The 22,936-nt window shown below is 69.4% G+C and carries 22 protein-coding genes; 12 read left to right on the top strand and 10 right to left on the bottom strand.

Annotated elements, in window-relative coordinates; all coding sequences use genetic code 11:
* Positions 1 to 7: 7 nt before the first annotated feature.
* The 8 genes from AB0H50_RS23675 to AB0H50_RS23640 form a co-directional block, all read right to left on the bottom strand.
* On the bottom strand, positions 8 to 1,510 hold the full coding sequence (locus AB0H50_RS23675) for an FAD-dependent oxidoreductase (RefSeq protein ID WP_357456472.1): 1,503 nt from the start codon (positions 1,508 to 1,510) through the stop codon (positions 8 to 10).
* Between the two features lie 94 nt (positions 1,511 to 1,604).
* Positions 1,605 to 1,916: a hypothetical protein gene (locus tag AB0H50_RS23670; RefSeq protein WP_357456469.1), complete on the bottom strand. Its 312-nt coding sequence runs from the start codon at positions 1,914 to 1,916 to the stop codon at positions 1,605 to 1,607.
* A gap of 25 nt (positions 1,917 to 1,941) precedes the next feature.
* On the bottom strand, positions 1,942 to 2,403 hold the full coding sequence (locus tag AB0H50_RS23665; RefSeq protein WP_357456466.1) for a hypothetical protein: 462 nt from the start codon (positions 2,401 to 2,403) through the stop codon (positions 1,942 to 1,944).
* 42 nt (positions 2,404 to 2,445) lie between these two features.
* On the bottom strand, positions 2,446 to 2,754 hold the full coding sequence (locus AB0H50_RS23660; protein ID WP_357456464.1) for a hypothetical protein: 309 nt from the start codon (positions 2,752 to 2,754) through the stop codon (positions 2,446 to 2,448).
* Positions 2,755 to 2,842: 88 nt separating this feature from the next.
* Entirely contained in the window at positions 2,843 to 3,793 is a 951-nt protein-coding gene (locus tag AB0H50_RS23655; RefSeq protein ID WP_357456461.1) for a glycosyltransferase, read from the bottom strand.
* A 143-nt stretch (positions 3,794 to 3,936) separates the two neighbouring features.
* On the bottom strand, positions 3,937 to 4,671 hold the full coding sequence (locus AB0H50_RS23650; RefSeq protein ID WP_357456458.1) for a metallophosphoesterase: 735 nt from the start codon (positions 4,669 to 4,671) through the stop codon (positions 3,937 to 3,939).
* A gap of 4 nt (positions 4,672 to 4,675) precedes the next feature.
* Positions 4,676 to 4,939 (bottom strand): BON domain-containing protein, encoded by a 264-nt coding sequence (locus AB0H50_RS23645; RefSeq protein ID WP_357456455.1) that lies wholly within the window; start codon positions 4,937 to 4,939, stop codon positions 4,676 to 4,678.
* Between the two features lie 4 nt (positions 4,940 to 4,943).
* Positions 4,944 to 5,534 (bottom strand): hypothetical protein, encoded by a 591-nt coding sequence (locus AB0H50_RS23640; protein ID WP_357456452.1) that lies wholly within the window; start codon positions 5,532 to 5,534, stop codon positions 4,944 to 4,946.
* A gap of 116 nt (positions 5,535 to 5,650) precedes the next feature.
* On the opposite strand from AB0H50_RS23640, the gene AB0H50_RS23635 reads away from it, so the two are divergent.
* Positions 5,651 to 6,166, top strand: coding sequence for a DUF6328 family protein (locus AB0H50_RS23635; RefSeq protein ID WP_357456449.1), 516 nt, complete (start codon positions 5,651 to 5,653; stop codon positions 6,164 to 6,166).
* Here the strand turns inward: AB0H50_RS23635 and AB0H50_RS23630 are convergent.
* Positions 6,120 to 7,352: a glycosyltransferase gene (locus AB0H50_RS23630; protein ID WP_357456446.1), complete on the bottom strand. Its 1,233-nt coding sequence runs from the start codon at positions 7,350 to 7,352 to the stop codon at positions 6,120 to 6,122. The genes AB0H50_RS23635 and AB0H50_RS23630 overlap by 47 nt on opposite strands.
* Positions 7,353 to 7,588: 236 nt before the next feature.
* Between AB0H50_RS23630 and AB0H50_RS23625 the strand changes: the two genes are divergently transcribed.
* The 6 genes from AB0H50_RS23625 (at position 7,589) to AB0H50_RS23600 (ending at position 13,163) form a co-directional block, all read left to right on the top strand.
* A complete protein-coding gene (locus AB0H50_RS23625; protein ID WP_357456443.1) occupies positions 7,589 to 9,724 on the top strand; it encodes a catalase in 2,136 nt (711 codons plus the stop codon).
* 145 nt (positions 9,725 to 9,869) lie between these two features.
* Positions 9,870 to 10,487, top strand: coding sequence for a PAS and ANTAR domain-containing protein (locus tag AB0H50_RS23620; protein ID WP_357456970.1), 618 nt, complete (start codon positions 9,870 to 9,872; stop codon positions 10,485 to 10,487).
* A 235-nt stretch (positions 10,488 to 10,722) separates the two neighbouring features.
* Positions 10,723 to 11,154, top strand: a complete 432-nt coding sequence (locus AB0H50_RS23615) for an anti-sigma factor (RefSeq protein WP_357456441.1) — start codon at positions 10,723 to 10,725, stop codon at positions 11,152 to 11,154.
* Positions 11,144 to 11,929 (top strand): RNA polymerase sigma factor SigF, encoded by a 786-nt coding sequence (locus tag AB0H50_RS23610; protein WP_357456438.1) that lies wholly within the window; start codon positions 11,144 to 11,146, stop codon positions 11,927 to 11,929. The genes AB0H50_RS23615 and AB0H50_RS23610 overlap by 11 nt, the downstream gene beginning before the upstream one ends.
* A 523-nt stretch (positions 11,930 to 12,452) precedes the next feature.
* Positions 12,453 to 12,851: a hypothetical protein gene (locus AB0H50_RS23605; RefSeq protein WP_357456435.1), complete on the top strand. Its 399-nt coding sequence runs from the start codon at positions 12,453 to 12,455 to the stop codon at positions 12,849 to 12,851.
* A gap of 39 nt (positions 12,852 to 12,890) precedes the next feature.
* Positions 12,891 to 13,163, top strand: a complete 273-nt coding sequence (locus AB0H50_RS23600) for a hypothetical protein (RefSeq protein ID WP_357456433.1) — start codon at positions 12,891 to 12,893, stop codon at positions 13,161 to 13,163.
* 147 nt (positions 13,164 to 13,310) lie between these two features.
* Here the strand turns inward: AB0H50_RS23600 and AB0H50_RS23595 are convergent, their stop codons facing one another.
* The gene (locus tag AB0H50_RS23595) at positions 13,311 to 18,092 is read right to left on the bottom strand and encodes a cation-translocating P-type ATPase (RefSeq protein WP_357456430.1); all 4,782 of its coding nucleotides are present in this window, start codon (positions 18,090 to 18,092) and stop codon (positions 13,311 to 13,313) included.
* Positions 18,093 to 18,633: 541 nt separating this feature from the next.
* On the opposite strand from AB0H50_RS23595, the gene AB0H50_RS23590 reads away from it, so the two are divergent.
* From AB0H50_RS23590 to thpD, 5 genes are all read left to right on the top strand, one after another.
* Positions 18,634 to 19,344: a response regulator transcription factor gene (locus tag AB0H50_RS23590; protein ID WP_357456427.1), complete on the top strand. Its 711-nt coding sequence runs from the start codon at positions 18,634 to 18,636 to the stop codon at positions 19,342 to 19,344.
* Positions 19,345 to 19,463: 119 nt separating this feature from the next.
* Positions 19,464 to 20,048, top strand: coding sequence for a diaminobutyrate acetyltransferase (ectA, locus tag AB0H50_RS23585; protein WP_357456424.1), 585 nt, complete (start codon positions 19,464 to 19,466; stop codon positions 20,046 to 20,048).
* Positions 20,045 to 21,355 carry a diaminobutyrate--2-oxoglutarate transaminase gene (gene ectB, locus AB0H50_RS23580; RefSeq protein WP_357456422.1) on the top strand — a complete coding sequence of 437 codons (1,311 nt, stop codon included), beginning with the start codon at positions 20,045 to 20,047 and terminating at the stop codon, positions 21,353 to 21,355. Before ectA ends, ectB begins: the two co-directional genes overlap by 4 nt.
* Positions 21,352 to 21,747 (top strand): ectoine synthase, encoded by a 396-nt coding sequence (locus tag AB0H50_RS23575; protein ID WP_357456420.1) that lies wholly within the window; start codon positions 21,352 to 21,354, stop codon positions 21,745 to 21,747. Before ectB ends, AB0H50_RS23575 begins: the two co-directional genes overlap by 4 nt.
* Before the next feature lie 15 nt (positions 21,748 to 21,762).
* The gene (gene thpD / locus AB0H50_RS23570) at positions 21,763 to 22,659 is read left to right on the top strand and encodes an ectoine hydroxylase (protein ID WP_357456417.1); all 897 of its coding nucleotides are present in this window, start codon (positions 21,763 to 21,765) and stop codon (positions 22,657 to 22,659) included.
* The last annotated feature ends 277 nt before the right edge of the window (positions 22,660 to 22,936 follow it).

Genomic DNA, 22,936 nt, shown 5'->3' with positions numbered 1-22,936 from the left:
GGCGGCGCTACAGGTCCTCGCGCAGCACAGCGCGACGCGTCAGCGGCTTGGTGGCGGGCCCTTCCAGCACGGTGCCGTCCGGCGCGAAGCGGGAGCCGTGCAGCGGGCAGTCCCAGGTCCGTTCCGCGTCGTTCCACCGCAGAATCCCGTACAGGTGCGGACAGATGGCCGAGACCTCGGTGGTGATCCCGTCGACGGTGCAGATCCCGGAAGGGGCCAGTCCGTGGCGCTCGACGCGGCCACAGCCCTCCTCGGGTACGGCCGCTTCACCGCCACCGATCATGTGCAGCCACCCGGTCGAGAGCTGTTGCACCACAGCGGTGTTCGCTCGCGCGCCAGCAAGCAGCGAGCGCAGTTCGGGGGGCTGCCAGGTGGCGAACGTGGCGGACCAGGACGGCGGCTTGCCGTCGATCCTGCCCGCCAGCGCGAGCGCGGCGGCCACGCCGTTGGTGAGACCCCATTTGGCATAACCGGTGCCGACCAGGATGTCGTCCCGGCCAGGAAGCAATGGACCGACGTAGGGCAATTCGCCCACCGGGTGATAGTCCTGAGCCGACCAACGGTGCAGCACTTCCGCGCCGGGGAACCACGCGGCGGTCCAGTCCAGCAGTTCGTCGGCGTGCGCGGCCGCGGCGTCGGTCCGCCCGACCGCATGCCCGCTGCCGCCGACCAGGAGCAGATCGCCCTCGGGCGTCGGGTGGTAGCGCACCGAGCGGATGGGCTGACCCGCGCTGATGTACATGTCGTGCGGCACCGGCGCGGGCGTACGGAACGCGGCGAGATATGAACGCTCGGCGGTGAGTCGCGCGAAGAAGCCGCCGCGGTCCAGAAACGGGGTGCCGGTGGCCAGCACGACCTTGTCCGCGGTCAGATCGCCGTGTTCGGTCTGCACGACCAGCTCGCCGTCGGCGCCGTGCACCCCTTGCGCGCGAGTCGATTCGTAGATCGGGGCGGTGTGTGCCTCGACCTCGGCGGCGAGTGCGGCCAGCACGGTCATCGGGTCGATCTGCGCCTGCTCGGCGAGCCGGACCCCGCCGTACGACGGGAACGGTGTGTCCAGCTCGCCGAGCAGCTCGGTCGGCAGGCCCGCCGCCCTCGTCGCGTCGAATTCGGCTCGTACCGCGCGCTTTTCGCGCTCGGACTGGGCGTAGGTGATCGCCGCGCTCCGCTGGTACGCGATTCCGTGCGCGTCGCAGAACCGCAACAGCCAATCCTGACCGTCGCGATTCGCGGCGAGGTACTCCGCGAGCACGCCGATGCCGTGGCGTCCGGCGATGTGCTGCGCGCGAGTTCCCTGGAGCAGACTGATCTTTCCGGTCGTGCCCCCGGTCGTTCCGACCCCGACGCGCCTGCCCTCGACCACCGCGACCTGAATGCCGTTCTGCGCCAGCAGCAGCGCCGTGACGAGACCGGTGAGCCCGGCGCCGATGACGACGATGTCGTAGCGCGAGCCCGGCGTGAGCCGCAGTCGCGCCGGAACTCGAGCGTCGTTCAACCACAGGGACGTCATAGTCGGGAGATAGCCCTTCGATTCGGCCCGAAACCCGGCGCTGGCCGGGCGATCTTCTCGCGAGCGGCGATGCGGATTTGCGGCACGCCCCGGCTCATTTCGGGACGAAAATGCCGGTCAGATCGGCTTTCCGGATGGGGGTGTCCGGATTGGCCTGCGCGGTGCACATCAATTCGATCGAGGCGATGGCCGCGTCGACCATCCGGTCGTCCGGCGGCTCCTGGCCGCTGCGCTCCTGTTCCAGGAATTTCGTGACGGTCGTTCGCTGCTTGTCCGCGTCCTGTTGGACGAACTCGTTGCACGGCGTGTCGCCGCCCTTGTTCACGGCTTTCTCGGCTTCCGCACAGCCCACCGCGAACAGCGCGGACGTGGCCAGCACCGCGACGGCGAAAGTACGCATTCTCATCTGAACTCTCCTGTGTCGGGGCCGTTCAGAAACCGGCGAGGCCGGACGCCAAGTCATCGATGTCCAGCGTCTCGAGCACCTGCTGGCGCACATCGGGACACTCCTGAATGGTGGCGGTGTCGACGATGGTCTGGTCGGCGATGACGGCGTCGTTGAGCCCGCCGTTGCGCAGCGCCCAGTTGTGGACCGTGGCGTTGAAGCTGACCCGGCCGACGATCGCGCCCTGCTCGCGCCAATTGTCGACCTCGGCGCGCATCATGTCGCACAGCTGCGCGGCCGCGGCGGGTGTCACCTCGTCGGGATTCGGCACCTCGGCGCTCGTCGGTGACGGAAAGGTCAGCGAGAGGCCGCCCTCGGTCGGGGTGGCGGGCACCGGAGCGGTGTCGCCGTCGCCGTCGCCGCATCCCGCGGCGAGCGAACCGGCGATCACCAGTCCCGCCACCGCGATCGAGCTCCGGCCGAGCAGCCGAGTTCCGTTGAATGTCATCATGTTTCCTTCCGCGCACCGCGTCGCCGCTCGGTGCTGCGATCAGTGACCGTGGTCGTCGTAGAACGCGTCGCCGTGCTTCTTCTGGACCCGCTTGTGCTCGGCGAAGACCAAGGCGGCGCCGACGACGACGCTCAGTGCCGCGGCGATGCCCGCGACCACCGCCCAGCCCTCGTAGCCGTAGCCGGCGGCAGTGAGCGTCACCGCGACGAGAACGATCCCGATGCCGACCAAGACGATGCCCGGCCAGTTCTTGGCATCCTCGATCGCCTCGCCCGCGTGGGTACGCGTGGTCCGGTGGTGGTCTGGGAACACACCTTTGGGCGGTTTGTCATGGTTCTCGGCGCGCATAGTGGTCTCCTTCCGGTCCAACCGTCGGACGGGCGCCGTTCGACGGATACCCCGGAAATCGCTATGCAATCAGCGCGGCCGTGCAGCGTCAGCCGACGGACGTGCTGTGGCGATCGCCGACGAGAGAGGTGAACAGCCGGTCCCAGGCGTGCAGGAACTCGGTGAGCCCGAAATTCGCCTGGGCCCACTGCCGCGCCGCCTTGCCCGCCAATTCGGCGAACATCGGCTCGTGCACGAACTGGCGGACCGCCTCGGCGAGTATCACGGGCTCGGTCGAGACCACACCGGCCTCGGGCGGAATAGATGCGGAGACCTCGGTGGTACCGAGCGCCACGATCGGCATGCCGAGATACATCGCCTCCAGCACCGACATGCCGAGCGACATCCAGCGCGGCACGTGCAGGAACACGCGCCGGTGGGCCAGCTCCTCGTGCAGCCGGTCCTGGGCGAGATCGCCCGCGCCTGCGATCCGGTCGGGTGGAACGTGCAGTGCGTCGGCCAGCCGTTCGGTGCCGGAACCGTAGACATCGATCGGCGCGGCTTCGGAGAGCGGCGCGAGCAGATCGGTGCCGGTGATCCGGCAGCGGCGCACCGGATCGTGGATGATCGTCGCCGCCCTCGGTAGTTCGCCGGTGTACAGATGGCCGGGATCGGGGATCCCGTACGGGATCACCATGCTCGGGCAGCGGCCGTTGTCCCACATCAACCGGTTGAACTGCGTGACGTGCACCAGCGGGATGTCGGAGCGGCCCGCGAGCGGATGCCTGGTCAGCGCCGCGTGCTGGTGCGGTGTGTTGTGTTCGACGTACACCGCGGGCACGTCGATGCCCGGCGCGCGACCGAGCCATTCGTGCGCCAGATCGATTTCCCTCGGGCGTTGCAGAACAACGAGATCGATGTCGGTGTCGACCAGGTCGGCGGGTGCGATGTCGACCGCGTTCGCGGGCCAGGGACGACCGGACCTGCCACGCGCCCATTCGCCGCGGCGTGCGTCGTAAGGCACCAGATAGCGATGCCCGCCCTGGACGAATGCTGTCATCCAAGGGCTGTGCGCGTGCCACACCAGGACGTTCAGCGGTACGGACGCCCCGTTCGAAGTGATCGTCGGAGCTTCCATACGTCCCGGTTGCCCCGGCCGGCGCACCCGAAACACGGGCGCCTTTGCCCCTGCCGGTGGCTGTATCAGGTGGTGACGGCCCGCTGCCTCGCTGGCTCCAGCTCGTAGATGGCGTAGGCCGCCCGGATCACCGGCTCGGCTACATTGCGCACCCTGATGCCGCCCGGCGTGGTCCCGCGCTCGGTGCCCGCGTGCGCGTGCCCGTGCAGGGCCAGGTCCGCGCCGAACTCATCGATCGGCTCACCGAGCAGATAGGAACCGAGGAACGGGTAGATCTCCCTCGGCTCGCCGTGCAGGGTGTCGCTGACCGGCGAATAGTGCGTGAGCACGGCGGTGACGTCGGTGTCGAGCTCGGCCAGCGCGCCGCGCAGCGAATCGGCGAGTTCCACGGTGTGGCAGGCGAATTCGCGCATCACCCGCTCACCGAACACGCTGGCGCACTTGCCTGCGAAGCCGCCGCCGAAGCCCTTCGTGCCCGCGACCCCGAGGGTCTGCCCGTCGATCGACACGGTGGTCGAACTGCCCTCGAGCACGGTGATGCCGAAATCGGTGAGCAAAGCGGTGATGTCGTGCTGGGCGTCGCTGTGGTAGTCGTGGTTGCCGAGCACGGCGATCACGGGCACGCCGAGGTCGGTGAACTCGGTCGCCACGACGCGGGCCTCGTCCAGCGTGCCGTGCCTGGTCAGGTCTCCGGCGAGCAGGAACACGTCGGCGCGCAGGGGGAGTTCACGCAAGACGGGTCGCAGCTGGCCGGTGGATTCGGCTCCCAGATGTACGTCGCCTACCGCGGCGATCCGCATGGCGTCAGCTCCCTTCGTGCGACGACAGGTGTTCGGTCCCGGTCGGTGCGGTGGGCACCGTGACGCGCACGTCGTTGTGGATGACCACGCCGGGCAGCTGCTCGCGCACCACCTGCTCCATCTGCTCTTTGCGTTGGGCGCTGGTCACTTCGCCGTCCAGCACTACCACTTCGCCGCGGATGGTGACCTGCACGCCGAGTTCGGCGGTGCGTGGGTCCTCGGCGAGCGCGCGGCGCAGACGGGCGACCAGATACTGGGGTGTCTCCATCGGCTCAGCCTTCTTCTCGATCTCGATGCCCGGCCCCTGTCCAGCCCGCGTCGGTGATGCCGAGGTCGTCGACGAGGCCGAGAAAGGCTCGGGCGTAAGGGGATTCCTTCGTCTGACTGCGCACGACGGCCCAGTCGACCTGCTCGCGCAGATCGCGCGCGATGTGCAGCAGCGGGCTCAGATCCAAGCGGTGCGCGTCGAAGACGAGCAGTTTGTCGATCATCAGATCGGTCGCGCTGATCACCGGCGCCACCGTGGGGCCGACGCGCATGACCGTCGCCCTGTCCAGCAACTCGTCGGTGACGTCCCGGCAATTGGGCCGGTAGATGACGTCGACGAGAGTGTCGCCGTCGTAGACCTTGGACAACCAGTCTTCGGGCGGCTTGCACACCCGCAGTCCCGCCTTGGCGAGCGCCTGGATGGCCCGCGAGATGTCGACCGGCTTCACGAAGAGATCGACATCGTGATCCGAGGTGGGACCGCCGCGTGCGTACACCGCGCAGCCGCCTGCCACCGCGAACCTGATCTCGGCGTCGTGCAGGGTGTTCGCGGCGCGGGTGAGCGCGTGCAGCAGTTCGTCCATGGTCGCGACCATGCTGCGGTGGTACCCGGCGGATACCGAGTTAATCAGGGGCTGAGCGGGGTATGCGAAGGCGTGCAGCGGGTCGGGAAACGACCGTGGCCCGCCGATGCGGAAGGTGCGGTCGGACCGTGCACGACGATGACGACACCTCGGTCCGTGCGGGTCGAGTACACGACGAGGGCAGAAGCGAAACCGAGCTCGAACGACTGGACCGCAACTGGGCCAGCCTGATCCAGGAATTGCGCGTCGTGCAGACCGGCGTGCAGTTCCTGATCGGCGCGTTGCTGCTCCTACCCTTTCAGGCGGAGTTCGCTTCGATATCGCAGCAGATGCGGACGCTCTATCTCGTAACCGTATGCGCGGCGTTCGGCGCCACCGTATTCCTCGTGGCGCCGGTTGCGTGGCATCGCATTCTGTTCCGCAGGCATCGGCTCGGCAACGTCGTCGCGGCCGCGCACCGGTGCGCTATGGCGGGCGTCGCCCTGCTCGGAGTCGCACTGGTGGGAGCGTTGATCCTCGTGGTCGACGTCGTGGCGGGCACTACGGCAGCGGTGGTCGCCGGTGTCGTAACGGCGGTGCTGTTCGTCCTGACGTGGCTCATCGCGCCGTGGCGGTGGCGCGCCGGGAGCCGGCCGCACCCGTGACGACCGCGGCGCGCGCGGGCGCGGCGCGGCGGTAGGCCGCCAGGGTGGCCGTGGCGACGCGATCCCAGGAGTAGCGGCTGCGTGCCCGCTGGCAGCCCGCCGCACCCCACGTTTCGCGCAGCATCTCGTCCTCGAGCAGCGGGCGGACCGCGCGGGCAACCGCCTCCGGTTCGGCCGGTGCGACGAACCTTCCGGTCACGCCGTCGACCACCGTGTCGAGCATCCCGCCGACCGCGGTCGTCACCACCGGCTTGCGACAAGCCATCGCCTCCACAGGGACCAGGGCGAACGGCTCGTACCACGGCGTGCACAACACCACGTCCGCCGAACGATAGAGCCGGGGCATGGCGCTGTGCGACACCTGGCCGAGCAGCCGAACCCGTTCGTGCACCCCGCATTCCGCGGCGATGCGGCGGAGCCGTTTGGTCTCGGCGTCGTCGTCCACGTCGTCGCCCACCGGGCCGCCCGCGATCACCAGTTCGGTCTCGGGCAGGTCGGGCAACGCGCGCACCGCGAGGTCGAATCCCTTCCTGCGCACCAGCCGTCCGGCCGCGAAGACCCGGTGGCGCGCCTTGCGGCCCGCGGCGGAGCCCTCGGGACGGAAGGCCGCGAGGTCGACGCCGCACGGCGCCACCGAGATACGGAAACGCGGCACCCCCATCCTGATCAGTTCGACGGCCTCGTCGGCACTGGTCGCCAGCACGTGCCCGGCCCTGGTCGCGATGAGCCGCTCGAAGCGGATCCGCGAGCGCGGGCTGGTGTCGGCCAGCCCGTGGTGGCGGCGCTCGACGGTGCCCAACGCGTGGAAGGTCACCACCACCGGGATGTCGTGCGCCCTGGCCGCCAGCTCGGCGGCGAGCGCAGAGATCCAGAAGTGCGCGTGCACCAGATCGGGGGTGTCGCGCGCCCAGTGCTTGCGCAGGAAGGTGCCGAACTCGCCGAGGTGGGGCAGCGTCCGGTCGCCGCTGAGCGGCCGCGCAGGTCCCGCGGGGACGTGCACGACGCGGTACCCGTCCCTGGTCGTCACCTCGGTCCTGACGTGCGGGTCGTCGCGCCGGGTGTAGACCGTGACCCGGTGCCCGCCGCGGACCAGCGCCGCCGAGAGCGCCGCGACGTGCACCTGATGACCGCCACCGCCGGAATCCGCGAGCGGGCTGATGTGCTCGGACACCATGGCGATCTTCACGACTGCTCCGTTCGGCGAGGGGGACGGGCGCACGACTTCACGCGGCGCAGCCATGGCCCGGACGTGCCGTCGGCGATCTGTGCGGGATATGCCCGCCCGCGCGGCTCGCAAACGGTTCGCCGCGCGCTTTCCGTGCACGGTGGTCACCGCGAACGGCTCGATGAGCTCGGTTTACCCGCATCGAATGCGGGCAGTCGGCCGGACGAGAGGGATCCACATCAGGCAGGAGGAGACCAGTGAACGAGCGATCCGGCAATGGCGCGGGCGGATCCGGCGCCGATCCCAAGCAGCGGCAGCTCGACGCACACCGGGTCGACCGGGAGCGCGGTTACCTCACAACCCAGCAGGGCGTGCGCGTCGAGAGCACCGACGACGCGCTGGCCGCCGGGGACCGCGGCCCCACCCTGATGGACGATTTCCACGCGCGGGAGAAGATCACCCACTTCGATCACGAGCGGATCCCCGAGCGCGTGGTGCACGCCCGCGGCGCGGGCGCCTACGGGTACTTCCAGCCGTACGACAACGCGCTGGCCGACGTCACGGTGGCGAAGTTCCTCACCGACCCCGGCGTGCGCACCCCGGTCTTCGTGCGGTTCTCCACCGTCGCCGGATCCCGCGGTTCCGCGGACACGGTGCGCGACGTGCGCGGTTTCGCCACGAAGTTCTATACGGCGCAGGGCAATTACGATCTGGTCGGGAACAACTTCCCGGTGTTCTTCATCCAGGACGGCATCAAGTTCCCCGATTTCGTGCACGCGGTGAAACCCGAGCCGCACAACGAGATTCCGCAGGCCGCCTCGGCGCACGACACGCTGTGGGACTTCGTCTCGCTGCAACCCGAGACGCTGCACGCCATCATGTGGCTGATGTCGGACCGGGCGCTGCCGCGCAGCTACCGGATGATGCAGGGCTTCGGCGTGCACACCTTCCGCTTGATAGACGCGCGCGGCAAGGGCACCTTCGTCAAGTTCCACTGGAAGCCGAAGCTCGGCGTGCATTCCCTGGTGTGGGACGAATGTCAGCTGATCGCCGGACGCGACCCCGATTTCAACCGCCGCGATCTCTGGGATTGCATCGAGGCCGGCCAGTATCCCGAGTGGGAGCTCGGCGTCCAGGTGGTGCCCGAGGAGCGCGAATTCGACTTCGATTTCGACCTGCTCGACGCGACCAAGATCATTCCCGAGGAGCAGGTCCCGGTCCGGCCGGTAGGGCGGATGGTGCTCGACCGCAATCCGGACAATTTCTTCGCCGAGACCGAACAGGTCGCCTTCCACACCGCGAACCTGGTGCCCGGCATCGACTTCACGAACGATCCGCTGCTCCAATTGCGCAACTTCTCCTACCTGGACACGCAGCTGATCCGCCTCGGCGGGCCCAATTTCGCCCAGCTGCCGATCAACCGGCCGGTGGCCGAGGTCCGCAATCACCAGCAGGACGGCTACGGCCAGCACGCGATTCCGCAAGGCCAAGCGGCTTACACCAAGAACAGCATCGGCGGCGGCTGCCCGTTCCTGGCCGATTCCGGTGCGTTCCAGCATTATCCGCAACAGATCGATGGTCAGGCGCTGCGCAAGCGCGCGGAGAGCTTCAAGGAGCACTACCGGCAGCCGAGGATGTTCTGGCGGAGCATGTCCCCGATCGAGGCCGAACACATCATCGACGCGTTCGCCTTCGAGCTGGGCAAGGTGGTGCGACCGGAGATCCGCGAACGGGTCGTGGAGCATCTGGTCCGCATCGACTCCGATCTGGCGGTGCGGGTGGCGGGCAAGCTCGGCGTCTCCGCCCCCGAGCCCGACGTCGACACCACCGAGGCATTCATCTCACCGGCGCTGTCCCAGGCCAACACCGCGATGGACACGATCCAGACGCGCAAGATCGCGATCCTCGCCGCCGACGGCGTCGACGCGACCGGGGTGCGCGCACTGCGCACGGCGCTGACCGAACGCGGCGCGATAGTCGAGGTGCTCGGCCTGCACGGTGGGTCGATCAGGGGCGACGGGTCCGACGGCGACCAGCTCCCCGTCGATCGGGCGCTGGTCACCACCGCATCCGTGCTCTACGACGGCGTCGTCGTCGCGGGCGGCCCCGCAGCGGCGGAGACCTTGGCGCGCAACGGTTCCGCGGTGCATTTCGTGCTGGAGGCGTTCAAGCACGCGAAGGCCGTCGCGGCCTTCGGCGCCGGCGTCTCGATGCTGCGCATCTCCGGAATCGTTCCCGACACGCCGCCGGATGGCGATCTCGGCATCGAGCACGGCGTGATCACCACCGAGTCGAGCGGCGGCGCGCTGCCGGACGAGTTCGTCGACGCGTTCGCCGACGCGCTGGCCAGGCATCGCAGCTGGCGTCGCGCGACCACCGCCGTACCGGCCTGAGAAGAGACCCTGAGAATAGGGGCCGATAGTCCTCGGAGGCACAGATCTGCTCGCCGCGCACTCGGCGAGGACGGATACTTTCTCTGTGACGGAGAGTGGGTCGATGCCGCCCGGCGAGGCGTTCGCGCTGAACCGGGTGATCGGTATGGGAACGCCGCAGAATGTCGGCAGTTTCCGGTTCTGGTTCGCGGACCAGCGGTGGGAGTGGTCGGACGAGGTTGCCTTGATGCACGGGTACTCGCCGGGAACGGTGCGGCCGACGACGGAATTGTTGCTCTCGCACAAACACCCCGACGACCGCGAGCAGGTCGCCACCCGGCTGGCGAAGACCATCGAGACCGCCGAGCCGTTCTCGAGCAGGCACCGGATCATCGACACGAAGGGGGTCGTGCACCACATCATCGTGGTGGCCGATCAGATGGCCGACGAGTCCGGCGAAGTGGTCGGTACCGCGGGCTACTACATCGATGTCACCGAGACGCTCGAGGAGCACCGGCAGGAGACCTTGGACGACACGCTGCCGGAGCTGTACGAGGCGCGCGCGGTCATCGAACAGGCCAAGGGCGCGCTGATGCTGGTGTACGGCGTGAGCGCGGAACAGGCTTTTCGCGTACTGAGCTGGCGTTCGCAGGAAACCAATGTGAAGCTGCGCGCGCTGGCCGCCCAGTTGATCGCCGAGATGAGCACCGTGACGCAGGCCGCCGTCGGCGTGCGCACGGAATTCGATCACCTGTTGCTCACCGCGCACGAGCGAACGCAGTGAGCGAGTAGTGTGACAGCGCGCCTCGCGCACGCCGGAGCCGAGCGCCGGCGAGGCGAAGGCAAAGCGGGTGCAACGGTAGGGTTGGTAGCCACGTCGGCGGCGACCGGCGTTTCAGTTCGTGTCCGACGGGTAAGTGCAACGATGAGGGACGCCGCGGTCGCCCGACCACGAGTGCTGGCGATTGTTGCGCGGTAGCCTGACGGATCGGCCGCGCGAAACAAGGTGGTGATGGGTGATGGGGGAGTGGACCTCGCAGTCCTCGACGGAAACGACGACCATCGGTGTCCGCGTGCCCGCGCGGCTCGAGCAGCTGACGATGCTACGCGCCCTCGCCGAAACCGTGGCTCTCATCGCGGATTTCGCCATCGACGAGGTCACCGACATCCGGCTCGCGCTCGACGAGGTGGCCACCGTGTTGATCCTGGACGCGGCGCCCGGCTCGGACATCGACTGCGCGTTCACCTACGACGAGAACCGCATGTTCGTGCATGTGTCGTCGATCGCGACGACCGACTCAATAGTGGAACAGGCTGGTTTCGGATGGCACATCGTGCGGACGCTCACCGAATCCATCGCCGCGCAGCAGGAGCCCTACGACGTGGCGCTGTCGGGTTATCGCACGATTGTCGATTTCACCTGGGTGCGAGGGGGCGCCGATGGCGGGTGAGTCGAAGTCGGCGGGCGACAGCTACGACAACATCGAGCCGCTTTTCGAGAAGATCGACGCCCTCTCCCCGGACGACCCGCGCCGCGCCACGCTCCGGGAGGAGCTGATCGGGCGTTGTCTGCCGCTGGCCGAGCACATCGCGCGCAAGTTCTCCGGGCGCGGCGAGGTATTCGACGATCTGCTCCAGGTCGCGCGGCTCGGGCTGGTGCAGGCCGCCGACCGGTTCGACGTCAGCCGCGGGTCGTCCTTCCTCGCCTTCGCGGTGCCGACGATCATGGGCGAGGTCCGCAGGCACTTCCGCGACAACACGTGGGCCGTTCGAGTGCCGCGGCGCACCAAAGAGATCCAGCTCAGCATCGGCGCGACCGTGGAAGCGCTGTCGCAGCGGCTCGGCCGGATGCCGCGGGCCCGTGAGATCGCCGACGAGCTCGAGGTCGACCTCGTCGAGGTCACCCAGGCCCTGATCGCGGGTAATGCGTACCAGTCCTCGTCCATCGACGCGGTCGCGGGTGACGACATCGACAGCGCGCCGCTGCCGCTGTTGGAAAGTCTCGGCGCCGACGAACCCTCCTACCACCTGGTGGAGGACTACATGGCCGTCAAGCCGCTCATTGCCGAGCTGCCCGATCGGGAGCGGCAGGTGCTGGTCATGCGGTTCTTCGAGGGCAAGACCCAGACGCAGATCGCCGACGTGCTCGGCGTCTCGCAGATGCACGTTTCCCGGATTCTGGCCAAGACCCTGCGCTGGCTGCGCGAAGAGGCGCTGCGCGACTGATCCGCGCGACGCGGCCCTCACTGCGGATTCGGCGGTGCGGGCGCGGGATCCGGCCCCGGCGTACGGTGCCCTGGCCCGGGTTCGCGCGGATCCGGGCCGGGCGGCGGCGTCGGCCGATCGGGTTCGGGCGGGAAAGGATGCGCCGGTCCCGGCTCCGGTTCGGGCGATAGCGGGGATGGGCCCGGATCGGGCGGGAACGGCGGCGGGAACGGGTGCGGAGCCGGATCGGGGTTCGGAATCGGTTCCGGCTCCGGCGGCGTCGGCACCGGGTCCGGCTGCGGATTCGGGGGTATGGGATCGGGTATCGGCTGTGGCGTGTGGTCGTCCATGCGACATCTCCTCGGTGGCGCTGACCCGCGCCGCCGCGAGCCTCGGCGGCGAAGGCCGATCATTCAGCGGATACCCACCGAAGACGGGACAAATCGGTTGCGGCGTACGCCTCACTCTCGTTTGCCGACGTCTCGGTTCGGGTACGTGGTGAGCAAACCGGACAACGAGATACGAGGGCGCAGAGGGAGTCGTCATGGACGATCAGCGACGACCCGCCACCCGGACTCCGCACGCCGGACCGGGGCATCCGAGGTCGCTGCACCAGGCACAGGAGATCACGTCGCCGGCCCAGCGGCCGGACCGAGCGGGTCGCACCCTGGTCACGCGCAACCACGAGGTGATCAGGCGGTGGGCGGAGCAGCGCGGCGCTTACCCCGCTACCATGCCGGGCAGCGAGTACAACGGCCGTCTCGGCGTGCTGCGCTTCGACTTTCCCGGCTACGGCGGCGCGGTGCTGCGCCATGTCGAATGGGACGAGTGGTTCGCGACCTTCGACGACCGGCGGCTGCGCTTCCTCTACCAGGAGCAGCGGGCCGACGGCTCGCCGAGCAATTTCAACCGGCTGGAGCGCTCGCGCCACGAGGACGGCTGATCCCCGTTTCGGCGGCTCGCCAGCGGCAACACCTCGAGCATGACCGAACCTTCAGGCGGAGAGCCGTTCGACGAGACGATGTGGACCGACGAGATCCCGCCCACGACCGAACAGCTCGACGAGGACGAACTCGACGCCGATCCGCTCGAGGCGGCGATGGATCCGCCCGACGCATGGTCGGCCGCCGAACGCTACGCCGAATCGCCCGCCGACCTGCGCCATGGCGAGTCGATGGACAAGCGTCTCGACGCGGAGGAGCCGGACGTCGTCCCGGACCAGCCCCCGCTCACCACGGGCCCGGACGAGCCCTGAGCGGAGCGAGCCGAGTGATCGGCGCGGGCCACAGTGCCGCGCCGATCCTTACCTTGCCGATTTGCTGATCGAGAACGCTTGCGCCGGAAGCAATTCGAGCCAGCCGTTGCTTCGAGCCAGCCGTTGCACTGAGCCGAATCACGCGGGCTACTCGCCGATGGCAGGCACGGGCAGGAAGCGGGGGAGCACAATCGAACCCGCCGTCGCCGCGGCGGCGCTCGTCGCGGCGATCGTCCAGCCGACCGGGCCAAGCGGGGTGCAGCCGAAGTAGTTGCACACTCCCGGTGTCATGACCACCGCGCCGAGCACCGCGCCGCTGGCCGCGGTGGTGATCCAGACCAGCGGGCTGTCGTGGCCGGAGATCAGGGTCTGCCCGAGCTGGGTGCCGATCAGCGCGACCAAGCCGATGGTGGCGGCGCGGCGGTGCGACCCGGTATAGCGGCCGATCGTCCACGCGGTCGCCGCGCCCGCGGCGGTGGCTATGCCGCGCACCGCGATGGTGTGCACGAGTTCCGGCCCCAGCCGCGCGGGCGGGATCTCGGAGAGCTGGCGCGCCCGCTGCTGCGGATCGGCGGCGTTCTGCTCCCCGCGGTCAGGGGACAGAGCGAGCGCGAGCGCGGGGAACATGTCGGTGAGCATGTTCACCAGGAGGAACTGGCGGGTGCCGAGCGGGGCGTGACCGCTCACCGCGGTGCCGTACAGCGTGAAGGCGATCTCGCCCGCGTTGCCGCCGACCAGCACGCCGACGGCGTCGTTGATCCGCTGCCACATGCCGCGCCCCTCCACCAGGGCGTGCAGCAGCGCGGTCGGATCCGGATCGGTGAGTACCAGGTCGGCGGCATTGCGGGCGGCCGCGGAACCGTGTGCGGCCAAACCGATTCCGACGTCCGCGCTGCGGATCGCGGCCGCGTCGTTGCTGCCGTCGCCGGTCATGCCGACGACGTGCCCGGCGCGACGCAGCGCGGCGACGATGCGCACCTTCTGCTCCGGAGCGACCCTGGCGAACACCGAGGTCTTCTCGATCAGCTGGGTCTGCGCGCTGTCGTCGAGCTGGTCCAGATCGGCGCCGGTGGCCACCGACTCCGCATCGATGCCCAGCTGTCGCGCGACGGCCATCGCGGTCACCGGATGGTCGCCGGTGATCATGCGGATGCCGATCCCGTTCTCGCGCAGGGCGTTCACCAGCGGCAGCGTCTGCGGACGCGGCGTGTCGGCCAGTCCGAGGAAGCCGAGCAAGGTGAGTTCGTCGACCGCTTCCTCGACGTCCTCCGGCTCCTCGGCCAAATCACGGCGGGCAACCACCAGCACTCGCAGGCCCTGTTCGGCGAGATCCTGCACGACGGCCTGCGCGCGTTCGCGCTTCTCGTCCGTGAGCGGCTGCTTGTCCTGGTCGTCCGTGCGCACCTTGGCGCAGCGCGGAAGCACCACCTCGGGGGCGCCCTTGACCACGAGGCGCAGCCTGCGGGTGGTGTAGCCGAGCGCGGCGGCGTAACCGCGGTTGGACTCGAACGGAATCTCCTCGATCTGATCCCATTCGTGCGCGTCGTCGCCGAGCACGTCGGCGGCTTCGATGACCGCGCGATCGGTGGCGTGCAGTACCGGCCCCCCGTCCGGATCGGGGCAGGCACGCGCGGCGGCGCGCAACAGACGGCGCGCGGTGTCGGAATCGGCATCGGGCGGCAGTTGGTCGTGCAGGTCGGCGAGCGTGGTCAGCCGCAGCCGGCCTTCGGTGAGCGTCCCGGTCTTGTCGAAGCACAGGGTGTCGACCCGGCCGAGCGCCTCGACGGTGCGGTTGGCCCGCACCAGCACGCCGTGTCTGGAGAGCCTACGGGCGGCAGCCAGCTGCGCGACGGTGGCGACCAGCGGCAGGCCTTCCGGCACCGCCGCGACGGCCACGCCGACACCGTCGGCGATCGCGGTGCGCAGTGGTTGTCCACGCAAGCCGCCCAGCGCCGTCACAGCGCCGCCGCCGGTCAAGGTGAGGGGCAGCGCGCGCTCGGTCAACCGCCGCAATTGCGCTTGGACACCGCCTTTTTCGGGGGGTACCGCACCCGCGGTCGCGCGGCCCGCCTGGGTGTCGGACCCCACCGCGACCACGACGGCGCACGCCGCGCCGCTCACCACCGTGCTGCCCTCGAACACCATGCACGCCCGGTCGCCGAGTTCGGCGCCCGGGGTCGCGGCCAGCTGCTTCTCCACGGTCACCGATTCGCCGGTCAATCCGGATTCGTCCATCTCGAGATCGTCCAGCCACAGCAGGCGCGCGTCGGCGGGCACGATATCGCCCGCCCGCAGCGCGACGACATCGCCGAGCGCGAGCCGATGTGCGGGCAGCACGTGTTCGTCGGCGCGGTCGGTGTCGGGCTCGGTCCCGCCGTTGCCGATCACGGCGCGGTCCAGCAACCGGGCGGTCACCTGCTCGTCGGCGATCAGCCGGTGCAGGGCGTTCTCCGCCTTCTGGCGCTGCCGCGCGGAGACCAGCGCGTTGACGGTCAGCACCGAAGAGAGCAGCAGGGCGTCGGACGGCGAGCCGAGGATGGCGGTGGCGATCGCGCCGACGCCCAGGATCGGGGTGAGCGGGTCGGCCAGCTCGCGGCGAATCTGCCCGGCGAACGAGACCACCGCCGCGAACGGCGCGAGAATCGCCGGGGTGCGCGAGGTTTCGGCAGCCCGCTCGCTCAGGGCCGGTGGTCGCGGCATCCGGGAAAGGACCTCGTCGGCTTCGAGAGCGTGCCAGGGCAGCAGCGGCGCCGAGCTGCCGCGCGGTTGGGTGCGCACCGCCTGCCAGCCCGCGACGGCGCCGTTGAGCAGACCGACACAGTGCGCGGTGACCATGGGTGAGTATCGCCCGTGCCGGGCAGGCCCGGTCGCCAGCAGCAGTCCGCCGAGCGCGCACGCCGAGAGCGCCAGCGCCCTGCCGCGTTCGCTGGCCTGCCTGGCCGGGGCGACGGCGGCGAGCACCCGCTGGGCCTGCGCCAGGTCGCGGCAAAGGATGTCGGCGCTCCACGATGGCCGCATCGAGCCGCAGTCCCCGCCGCACAGACCGATCGCCACGTCGGACCAGGCCAGCGCCTTGTGTGCGCGCGGGCTCAGCACCGCGACGACGTGACCGTCCTGCTGCGCGCCATGCACCAGCTTGCTCATCGACACTCCGGCGGAGACGAATTCGTCAGCGAGGGAACGCAACTCCGCGACATCCTCGCCGCCGACCAGAGTCACCCGCAGACCCGCACCGCGCGCCGCGGTGAGCACGGCGTGGGCGCGGCGGTCCAGCTCGCGCCCGACAAGGACCCGGCCCACCGGCCGGTCACCGTCGCGCAATTCGCGCCAGACCGGCCGCAGGGTCGGGCCGCGGTCCGGCATTCCGCTCGACGGGTGCACCAAGCGTAGGCCGTGCGAATCCTGCTGCCGTGCTGCGCCTTTCGCGCCAGGAGAGCTGTCGTTCGCACTGGGGCGGAGCAGACGCTGGGCCGCGCTCCACACGTGGGCCGCGGCGCGCTGTTCGTTCGCTTTCACGCGCTCGCCCAGGTCGTCCTTCGTGGGGCCGGAGCCATTGCTCGACACCCGACGGGCCGCGTCCTCGGGCGTGGCGCGCGGCTCTGTACCGTAACCGTCGCCGTCCGTCTCGACGGCGCTCTCCGTCTCGGTCGACGCGCGGTCCGGCCGACGCCGCCTGCGCGGGTCCCGCCACCGCGGATCGATGGCCTCGGCGGCCAGCACCAGACGGCGCGGGGTGAGCAAGGATTCGCCATCCACCACGATCGCGCTGAGGCGGTCCAGCCGTCGCCAGACGACCGGCTCCAGGGTGAGTACGCCCGCGCGCGACAGGGTGGTCGACACGGCGGCGGCGTAGGCCTCCCTGGTGGCGCGGGCGGCTTTGGGCGCGCCGAGTTCCAGCGCCTCCGCCGCGGCGCTCCCGCTCCTGGTCGCGCCGAAGGCGGCCGCACTGAGCAACGCGCCCGCCGAGGTCTCGTCGCCGACTCGTTCAACGGGTCCGCGCGGCAGATCGGCAGGCCTGGTGTGCGGCGGCAGCGGCTCGTCGACGGAGAGCGCCGCGTGCGTGGTGAGCTCGCATTCCCAGCGGCGCCACTGGGCGCGCCGCGCCACCACTTCGGTGAGCACCATCGTGCGCTGCATCGTGTCGGTGAACAGGTTCGCCATGCCTTCCGCGGGCGCGTTGCCGAGTGCGTTGCCGATCGCCGTCGCGGTGCTCAGCACCAGATCCGTTCTGGGACGGCCCAATCGATCCTCCAGCATGCGCCGCAATCGCGGCTGGGAGTCGGTGAACGCGGCCACCGAACGCAGCGCGCGCACCGGCGGCTTGATCGGCAGCAGCCAGGAGACGCCCGTGACGGCCATCGCGCACAGATCCCCGGCGACCTGAATTCCGGCGACCAGCAACGGTTCTCGATCCGCGGGAAACTCGTCGCGGCGGCTCCACTCGCGGTCGGCGACATCGGCGTCGCGCTCGGTCCGCTCGACCTCGGCGAGTAGCGCGGGCAGGTCGGCCGCGCCGTCGGCGAGTGCGGCGACGAGCCGTCCGGTGACCGCGTTGACTTCCCACCAGCGCACCGCGCGCAACCGATCGAGCCGCTTGCCGAGCGCCCGCGTGATGGCCGGATTGTCCTCGTCGGTGAGCCCGCGCACCTCGACGGTCGCGCGATCCTCGCTCACGGCGATCCGCCGCTGGCTCCGTCCGGCGTGCGGATCGACGAGGTCGGCCAGATCGTCCCGCAGGTGACCCGCGGCGTCGGGGAGCACCAGTTCGGCGCCGGCGACGGCGGCGCGCACGCCGGTCTCGGCGACGCGGACCGGCACGGTGGCGACCTTCATCCCGGTGTCGAACGCCAACCCGGCTCCGGACCGCGCGACATCGACCGCCGTGCCCGCGACAGCCGAGACCAGCGGGTTGAAGACGATTCCTCGCACCGATAAGCCCATATCGGACAGCTACCCGGCATGGCACCCGGCAAACAGCTATCGAAGGCCCTTCCGCCGCTGCTCCGAGCGGTCGCGCCGCGCGTATCCGGCGGCCCTCACCAGGGCGACCGAATGTGTCGTAGATCACCGTCGACTTGCGATCGCCGCGCCCACCGGTAAGGGTGGACAACCGGACGCACACCACAAGCCCGGCAAATCGGGCGGGAAGGGAGCCGCAGATGCGTGGAACGGTGACGACACTGTCGACACTGGCTGCGGCCGCCGTGCGGACCCCCGCGGCACACTCGGCGTGCCGATCCTCGGCGAGCTCACCGCGCCGGCCTCGGTGGGCGTAGCGGTCGGATAAGACCAGCTCACGGCGGTCGCCGCGACCGCATGGGGCGGCGCGTGCCGGCTACCCGATGTTTACCGAACGGTCGCTACGGGTATTCGTGAGGTCGGCAAGCTGCTCGAAGCGGACTGTCGCGTCGTTGGGCATGCGATTTCCGCATCACGCCGCGCTTTCCGCCTGTCTGCAAGGGATGAGGTCTTGAGCGCGAACCTGATGATCGTGGACGACGACGACCAGATCCGCGGCGCACTGCGGATAGCCATGGAGGACGAAGGGTACGACGTCGCCGAGGCGCACGAAGCCGAGGACGCGCTGACACACCTGCGCAGCAACGGCGCCCCCGACGTGATGATCGTCGAGCTGATGCTCGGCGATATGGACGGATTCGACTGCATCCGGGAGATCCGCCGCGACCACGACGTCCCGATCATCGTGATCAGCTCGCGCGACGACACCCACGACGTGGTCGCCGCGCTCGAGGCGGGCGCCGACGACTTCGTCACCAAACCCTTCGAAATCAAGGAAATCTCCGCCCGCATGCGCGCATTGCGCCGCAGGGCGCGGCTGGCCGCCGAACGCGACGCGCCACGAGAAACGGTGCTGGACGCATACCGGGCCGCGCCGTTGGTGCTCGACCGGGACGGCGGGGCCGTGCGCCGCGGCGATGAGGAAATTCGCCTGACAATCACCGAGTTTCGGCTCCTCTGCGAACTCGCGGAATCCCCTGGGCGAGTGCTCAGCCGCGCGCTGCTACTCGAACGCGTTTGGGACGACGGATTTTTCGGCGACGAACGCATTGTAGACGTCCATATGCGCCGGCTGCGCACCAAGATCGAACGCGATCCCTCCGATCCGCGCGTCGTGGTCACTGTGCGCGGTCTCGGATATCGCCTAGACGTGCAACGTTGATCACATTTTGTTTTGGCTCGTGATCTGTTCGTAATACAACCGCAAAGAGATCGACCACTTCAGCTCAAAGTTGGTTCGCAAATCTGGATGAGTACTGCAGTACCCGACCTGGGAGTTGTATGTCACTGCCAACCTTGTCCACGGAAACGATCGATCGCGCCGACCTCGCGTCGGCACGGCGCAGATCCGACCGAATCGGTGTTCCACAGCTACGCGCGCCGCGGCTGGGTGACGCCGCCCAGATCTGGCGGATCGCAAAGGATTCGCACGTGCTCGACACCAACTCGAGCTACGCGTACCTGCTGTGGTGTCGGGACTTCCCCGGTACCACGGTGGTCGCCGAGGTGGACGGCAGGGTCGTCGGCTTCGTCATCGGCTACCTGCGCCCGCAGGCGCCGGACACCGTATTCGTCTGGCAGGTGGCGGTTTCGCACAGCGAGCGCGGCCGTGGCACCGGCAGCGCGCTGATCGAGCGCCTGCTCGACACCGTCGCCCCGCACGGGGTCACCGCGCTGGAAACCACCATCTCGCCGGACAATCCCGCCTCGGTCGCGATGTTCGCGGCCGTGGCCCGTCGCCGTGGCGCGCGAATGACCAAGCGCCCCTTGTTCGATCCTGGCGTCTTCCCCGACAACCACGCCGCGGAAGACCTCTATCGCATCGCGCCGACCGCGCAGCGAAAGCCTGAGAAGGAGCTTCGATGATCACCGCCGAAACCACCGTCTTCGAGTCCCTGGAATCGAATGTGCGCGGCTACTGCCGCGCCTGGCCCACCGTGTTCACCACCGCGAAGGGCGCCTGGTTGCGCGACGAGGACGGCAAGGACTACCTCGACTTCTTCGCCGGCGCGGGCGCGCTGAACTACGGCCACAACAACCCGATCCTCAAGCAGCCGCTGCTGGACTACATCGCGAGCGACGGCATCACCCACGGCCTGGACATGTCCACCGCGGCCAAGCGCAAGCTGCTGGAGACCTTGCGCGACACCGTCTTCGCTCCCCGCGACTTGGACTACAAGGTGCAGTTCCCCGGTCCGACCGGCGCCAACGCGGTCGAGGCCGCGCTCAAGCTCGCCCGCAAGGTGACCGGAAGGGAGACCATCCTCAGCTTCACCAACGCCTTCCACGGCATGACACTCGGCGCGCTGTCGGTGACCGGCAACGCTGCCAAGCGCGCGGGCGCCGGTGTGCCGCTGGTGCACGCGGCGCACATGCCCTACGACGGCTACTTCGACAACACCACCGCCGACTTCCAGTGGATGGAGCGGGTGCTCGACGACACGTCCTCGGGCTTCGACCGTCCCGCCGCGGTCATCGTCGAGACGGTGCAGGGCGAGGGCGGCGTGAATGTCGCTCGCGCGGAATGGCTTCGGCACCTCGCGAAGCTGTGCGAGGAGCGCGAGATCCTGCTGATCGTCGACGACGTCCAGATGGGCTGCGGCCGGACCGGTCCGTTCTTCTCCTTCGAGGTCGCCGGGATCACCCCCGACATCGTGACGCTGTCCAAGTCGATCGGCGGCTACGGATTGCCCATGGCGCTGGTGCTTTTCAAGTCCGAACTGGATCAGTGGGCGCCCGGCGAGCACAACGGCACCTTCCGCGGCAACAACCCCGCCTTCGTCACCGCGCAGACCGCGCTGCAGCACTACTGGTCCGACGACACGCTGGAGAACGCGACGCAGGCCAAGGGCACCCGCGTCGCGCACGCGCTCGGCGAGGTCGCCGATCACTTCCCCGGCCTGTCGACCCGCGGCCGCGGCCTGGTGCACGGCATCGCCTTCGACGACCCGTCGCAGGCGGGCAAGGTCTGCCAGGTGGCCTTCGAACGCGGCCTGCTGGTGGAGACCTCCGGTTCCACCGACGAGGTGGTGAAGTTGTTGCCGCCGTTGACGATCACCGACGAGGAACTCGACCACGGTCTGCAGCTGCTCACCGGCGCCATCGACACGGTGTGCACCGGCTGGGGCCGTCTGCACCACCGCGGCCCGGCCGAGGGAGGTGCGCTGCAGTGATCGTGCGCAGCACCGCGGGGATCACCGGCACCGACCGCGACGTCGCGGGCGACGGCTGGCGCAGCAAGCGGATCGTGCTCGGCGGCGACGGCGTCGGGTTCTCCTTCCACGAGACCACCATCGAGGAAGGGACTGTGCACGAGTTCCACTACCGCCACCACGTGGAGGCGGTGTGGTTGATCGAGGGCGAGGGAACGCTCACGGACCTGGACAACGACGTCACCTACGAGCTCGTCCCCGGTTCCATGTACCTGCTCGACGGCCACGAACGCCATCGTCTCGAGGTGCGCAGCGCCATGCGGATGATGTGCGTGTTCAACCCGCCGGTCACCGGGCAGGAGGTTCACGACAGCAACGGTGTCTACCCGCTTGTCGCGGCGCCGATCGGCTGAAAGGAGCGGCGAGAAGTGTCGCCACAGACCATCGATCGCGACGAGGTCGAGCGTCTCGATCGGTATCCCACCCGCACCGGTGGTCGCACCACGCACATCGAACGACCCGATCCGACGGTGTGGGGCGCGATCGAGTCCGCGGAGCTGACCACTTTCGACCGGGACGGCTTCGCGGTCGTCGAGGATCTGCTCAGCCCCGACGAGGTGGCGTTGTTCAGCGCCGAGATCAGCAGGCTCGCCGCTGATCCGGCGCTGGCCGAGGACGACCGGCTCATCGTCGAGAAGGCCGCACGGCGGGTCAGATCCATCTTCGAGGTGCACAAGCTCAGCGGCGCGGTGGCCGATCTGGTGCGCGAATCGCGGGTGGCCGGGCTGGCCAGGCAGGTGCTCGGTTCGGAGGTCTACCTGCACCAGACCCGGATCAACTACATGCCGGGCTTCCGCGGCACGGGCTTCTACTGGCACTCGGATTTCGAGACGTGGCACGCCGAGGACGGCATGCCGAGCCCGCGCGCGGTGAGCCTGTCCATCGCGTTGACCGACAATCACCCCGTCAACGGGAGCCTGATGGTGATGCCCGGCTCGCACCGCACCTTCGTGCCGTGCCAGGGCAGCACGCCCGCCGAGCACTACCGGGAGTCGTTGCAGGAACAGGAGATCGGGGTGCCGACCACCGACGACATCACCACGCTGGCGAGCAAGCACGGCATCCTGCAGTTCACCGGCCGCGCGGGATCGGCGCTGCTGTTCGACTCGAACATCATGCACGGCTCGTCCAACAACATCACCCCGTTCCCGCGCTCGAACATCTTCCTGGTGTTCAACAGCGTGGAGAACACCTTGGAGGAACCGTTCGCCGCACCCGGGCGGCGACCCACCTACATCGGCAGCCGGGATTTCACGCCGGTGTAGACGGTTCTGCCGACCAGTCGGGGTCGACACCGCGCGAACGACCCACCGACACGGATCGGCGCACGACGCACCGACACCGTGTGCGCACGGCCCGCCGACATCGTGCCGTCCGCGACTGTGATGCAGCGCCGTGCGCGACCGTGCCAGAGGGCGGTGCACGAACCCTGTTACCGTGCCGTGGGCGGGGCGTCCGCCGGCGCGCACCGGCCGGGGTTTTTGGGTGGGGGGAGGGGGGCGGGTGCGGGGCCAGGCCCGCGGGTAACACCCCCGCAGCGGT

Origin of the sequence: Nocardia sp. NPDC050793, from assembly GCF_040654065.1 — a bacterium.
Classification (GTDB): domain Bacteria; phylum Actinomycetota; class Actinomycetes; order Mycobacteriales; family Mycobacteriaceae; genus Nocardia.
This window is presented reverse-complemented; position numbering and strand designations above follow the sequence as displayed.